Genomic DNA, 5,133 nt, shown 5'->3' on the forward strand with positions numbered 1-5,133 from the left:
CTGCATTATCTATTCCGACCCCAAAGAAGACGGCTTTTTTCAGGGGGATGTGTATCCCAAAGGCGCTTACAAAAGCGAAACCGGGGCGCAGCGCGGTTCCGTGCTGGATATGCCGCTCTATCCCGGCGACCCGCTCACGCCTGGCTACGGCGCTACTAAAGACGCCAAGCGGCTCGACCATAAAGATGCCCCCACGATCATGAAAATTCCGGTACTGCCTATTTCATACGGTGACGCCTTACCGCTGCTCAAAGCCCTGGGCGGCGAGGTGGCTCCGGCTTCGTGGCGCGGCGCCCTACCTATTACATACCACGTCGGTCCCGGCCCCGCCAAGGTGCATCTCAAACTAGAATTCAACTGGGACGTGCAGCCCGCTTACAACGTCATTGCCACCCTGAAAGGCAACGACTACCCTGACGAGTGGGTCATTCGTGGCAACCACCACGACGGTTGGGTGTATGGTGCCAATGACCCACTGAGCGGCGCGGTGGCCGTGTTGGAAGAAGCCCGCGTCCTGGGTGAATTGGTGAAATCGGGCTGGAAACCCAAACGGACGATCGTCTATGCTCTCTGGGACGCCGAGGAACCGGGTCTGCTCGGCTCGACGGAATGGGTGGAGGAACGACAAAAAGAGTTGGAAGACAAGGCCGTGGCCTACCTCAACTCTGATTCCAACGCCCGTGGCTTCCTGTACGCTGGCGGTTCGCACACGCTCGAGAAATTTCTCAACCAGGTGGCCCGTGACGTCACCGACCCACAGCGCAACGTCAGCGTGGCTGACCGCCTGCGGGCGAAAGTGATGGTTGATGGCAGCCCGAAAGCGAAGCAGGAAGCCCGCAGCCGCAGCGACCTGCGCATCGGGGCACTGGGTTCCGGCTCCGACTATACCCCTTTCATTCAACATCTGGGCATCGCGTCGATGAATATCGGCTTCGGGGGCGAGGATGGAGGAGGGGAGTACCATTCGATTTACGACTCCTTCGACCACTACACCCGCTTTAAGGACACCGACTTTTCTTACGGCGTGGCCCTGGCCGAAGTAATGGGCCGCTGCGTCATGCGCCTGGCCGACGCCACGGTGCTTCCCTTCGAGTTTCAAAACTTTGCCAACACCGTGCAACAGTATGCCGACGAAATCAAAAAGAACGTGGAAACCGCGCGCACCCAAGCCGAAGAACACAACAAACTAGTGGCCGAGAATCGCTTTCAACTCGCCGCCGATCCCAAAGAACCCTTTACGCAGCCAGAGGCCAAGCCGAGCGTACCCTACCTGAACTTCGCCCCGCTGGACAATGCCCTGGCGACTTTGGAGAAGAGTGCCAGCGACTACGCCCAGGCGAGCGGTAAAGCGAGCAGAATTTCGGCAGGCAACTTGAAAAAATTGAACGAAATCCTCTACAAATCGGAGCGGTACCTCACGCATCCCGAGGGGCTGCCGCGCCGCGACTGGTTTCGCCATCAGATTTACGCCCCCGGCTTTTATACGGGCTACGGCGTGAAGACGCTGCCCATGATTCGCGAGGCCATCGAGCAGAGCAACTGGACCGAAGCCGAGGCGGGTATCCGGCGCGTAAGTGAAACGCTCACCAACTTTGCCGCGCAAGTGGATAAGGCGACGGGTCTGATGAAGTAGAAATTGCCTACCCTGTCCGCTTGTTTTTTGGTATCTTTGCGGGTGTCGAGATTCGAAGTCTTGCTGAATTCCCACACAAATCAAAAAAGAGAATTTATGAAAACATTGAAAGTTTCAATTTCGGATATAGAGTATAACAAATTCGGAATAAAAAAGGACGAACTGTCATTTACTGATTTCATTGATATGGTAAGCAGGGAATTAACCCGGCAAAATCTTGAAAAATGCGTTGAACTGGCTGAAAAGCACGGTTTGTCGAAGATGACAATGGATGAGATAACGGAGGAAGTTAAAGCTGTCAGGCGCGATGCAAAAAGTCGTCATTGACACGAATGTCGTCGTCTCGTCGCTTATTCAGCGGAGTTACCCTTATCGCATAATCAATGAACTTTTTATTGAAGACAAGTTCCAGCTATGCGTATCTGCCGACTTGATGTCAGAGTACTATGACGTGCTCTCTCGAGCGAAATTTGCCCGGTTTAACGATTTCTTCATCCGAGCCGAGACATTGTTGGTTGACATAGAAACCAGAGCAACTAAATTCTACCCCACCATGACCTTGGACATAATCTCAGATGAGGAAGACAACAGGATTCTGGAACTTGCCGATGAATGTAAGGCGAATTTCATCGTTACTGGAAATACAACAGATTTCACCTTTTCATTTTATAAGCAAACGAGAATTGTGACACCGAAAGAGTATTGGGAGTATTATCGGCCTAGCTGATTGGATATTGTTATAGGCGAAGTGCTGAATAAGAAGATCAGTTCACGCTTACTTTCAAGTGTTTTAAACGCACAAGCCCTCAATGGGCGGGCATCCGGCGCGTAAGTGAAACGCTCACCAACTTTGCCGCGCAGGTGGACAAGGCGACGGATTTGTACAAATAAAATTAAAAGGAAAAAAACCGCTCCGGTATGTCGCCGGAGCGGGTTTTTTTTGCGTAGAGTAAAATTTTCGATCTGCCTGTACTCATTTAAATTTGTATTATTTTTATTTTAATTAAAAATAAAAAGCAACCATAGCGGTTAATTGGTCGTAGATGCCAAACAGAACCCTCCCCTCCCCGTTAACCGCTTTTGCCCTTCAGCAAACACGTTGTACAAAATTTATTTACTATTCAGATTCTAAGAAATCCCAGAATCGACCTGACAAAATAGCTTGCGCAAAGCTCTCTTTAAGTGTCGATTATACCTCTTTCCGTATCTGATATTATCATTTTGTTAACATTTTTTTGAAAATACCCGAAGATAGTCTTATTTTTGCATTTTAACTTTTCCTAGAAAATGTTTCATTAAACAGTTTATCTTTTTTCAATAACCTAATCCAATCAATCATCTAGAACAATTATGAGAAAAAGCTACCTAAGCTGGATCAGGAATGCAGGCATTCTTGCCATTCTAGCCATTTTGAACCTCACGGCATTTGCCCAGGACCGCCGGGTCACGGGTTCTGTGAAAGACGGTACAGGCCTGGGAATTCCCGGCGTGAACATCGTAGTGAAAGGTACCCTGACGGGTACCACCACCGATTCTGATGGGGCCTACGCCATCGGCGTCAACTCTCCGAACAGCGTTTTGTCCTACTCCGCTATTGGCTTTAAGGCCCTTGACGTGACGGTTGGCACCAAAAGCGTCATCGACGTGACGATGGAAGACGACGTAAGCCAACTGAGCGAGGTGATCGTGACGGGCTACACTACCGATAACCGCCGCGAAACGGCCGGTGCCGTAGCCACCGTGAAAGCCAAAGACCTGACCCAGGTACCTTCGGGTAACGTGGAGCAGCAGTTGGCTGGACGAGTTGCTGGGGTGACAGTAGTAACTAACGGTCAGCCAGGTACTTCTAGCCAGATCCGTGTACGCGGGTTTGGTGCCTTCGGCGGCAACGAGCCGCTTTACGTGGTGGACGGGGTTCCCGTGGGCAACACCAACTTCCTGAATCCCGACGACATCGAGTCCACGACGGTACTTAAAGACGCCGCCGCTGCTTCCATTTACGGAGCGCGGGCCGCTAACGGAGTAATCGTTTACACTACGAAGAAAGGCAACAAAGGAGCCAAGAAATTGAGCATTACTTATGATGGCCTTTTCGGCGCGACCGACCCAGGCACCCCTTTCAAATCGCTTTCGCCCCAGGACTACGCTGAGTGGACCTTCCGCGCGGCTCGGAACGACGCTTTGCAGAACAAGACCGAACCTAAGTACGAGCATCCGCAGTTCGGACCGGGTCCCGACCCTGTGATACCTGACTATATCAATGTAGGCGGTAAGCCTGCTGTCGTGGGAACTGTAAATCTGGACGCTGAAAGAGAAAAGTATAACATCGACCCGAAAGCGGGAGGCATTTATCAGGTAGTTCGCGCCAACAAGGCTGGTACCAACTGGTACGATGCGATCACACGTGTCGCTCCGCTGATGCGTCATTCACTGGGCTTTTCCGGCGGTGGCGAGAACAGCCGTTTTTACCTGGGCTTTGGTGCTCAAAATCAGGCGGGTATTCTTATCAACAACAATTTCAAGCGTTATTCCTTCCGGGTCAATTCGGAGTTTAATGTTCTGAAAAACCTGCGCATCGGTGAGAATCTGCAATTCACCTACCGCCAAGTACTTGGCCAGGGTGGTGGCAACGGGGGTATAGGTATTGCCGACGACGAGAATGACATCAACTTGGCTTATCGGATGCCCACTATTATTCCCATTTACGATGAATTCGGGGGCTACGCCGGAACGGCGGCCAAAGGCTTCAACAATCCCCGCAATCCGGTGGCCAACCGCCAGGGTGCTTCTAATAACCGGGGTTTCGAGGGTCAGGGTTTTGGTAATGTGTACGTCGAATTCGATCCCATCAACGGCTTGACGCTGCGCAGCACGCTGGGTGGACAATACAGCAACAACTACGGTTGGAACTACGGCCGCTTGCAGTACGAGAATTCGGAAAACAACTCGGCGTTTAGCTACGGCGAAGGCGGTGGGTTTAACCTTGCCTGGGTGCTGACCAACACGGCCAATTACAAAAAGCGCTTTGGCAAGCATAATGTCGATCTGCTCGTCGGTCAGGAGGCCCTCAACACGGGTTCAGGACGTTTTATCAATGGTAACGGCCAAAGTCCTTTCTCAATTGACCCAAACTATGTGAACCTGAACACGGTGAATGCCAACGGTCGTGTCGTAGGCAGCGGCTATTACAAAGGAGTGAATTTCTACTCACTCTTCGGTCGGGCCAACTACATCTTCAACGACAAATACATCATAACGGGCGTAGTGCGTCGAGATGGTTCTTCGCGTTTCGGTGCCAACAGCCGCTACGGAGTATTCCCGGCTATTTCGGCGGCCTGGCGTCTGTCGTCGGAGAATTTCATGAAGTCGATCCCCTGGATCACCGACATGAAAATTCGCGGTGGCTACGGTCTGATGGGTAACTCCAACAACGTAGATCCCAACAACCAGTTCAGCCTTTTCGGGGCTAGTATCGGCGCGTCCTCTTATGACATTAACGG

At 51.6% G+C, this 5,133-nt stretch carries 4 protein-coding genes; all 4 read left to right on the forward strand.

The annotated features are described in order from the left end of the window. Nucleotides 1-1,633, forward strand: a 1,633-nt coding sequence (locus tag ACEW8P_RS06455) for a transferrin receptor-like dimerization domain-containing protein (protein ID WP_373512280.1), incomplete at its 5' end; no start/stop codon positions are given. A 96-nt stretch (nt 1,634-1,729) separates the two neighbouring features. Next, nucleotides 1,730-1,960 carry a hypothetical protein gene (locus ACEW8P_RS06460; RefSeq protein ID WP_373512281.1) on the forward strand — a complete coding sequence of 77 codons (231 nt, stop codon included), beginning with the start codon at nt 1,730-1,732 and terminating at the stop codon, nt 1,958-1,960. Further along, nucleotides 1,941-2,360, forward strand: a complete 420-nt coding sequence (locus ACEW8P_RS06465; protein ID WP_373512282.1) for a putative toxin-antitoxin system toxin component, PIN family — start codon at nt 1,941-1,943, stop codon at nt 2,358-2,360. Before ACEW8P_RS06460 ends, ACEW8P_RS06465 begins: the two co-directional genes overlap by 20 nt. 623 nt (nt 2,361-2,983) lie before the next feature. Continuing rightward, the coding region (locus ACEW8P_RS06470; protein ID WP_373512283.1) for a SusC/RagA family TonB-linked outer membrane protein at nt 2,984-5,133 on the forward strand (2,150 nt) is incomplete at its 3' end.

The organism is Persicitalea sp. (assembly GCF_041751555.1).
Classification (GTDB): Bacteria; Bacteroidota; Bacteroidia; order Cytophagales; family Spirosomataceae; genus Persicitalea.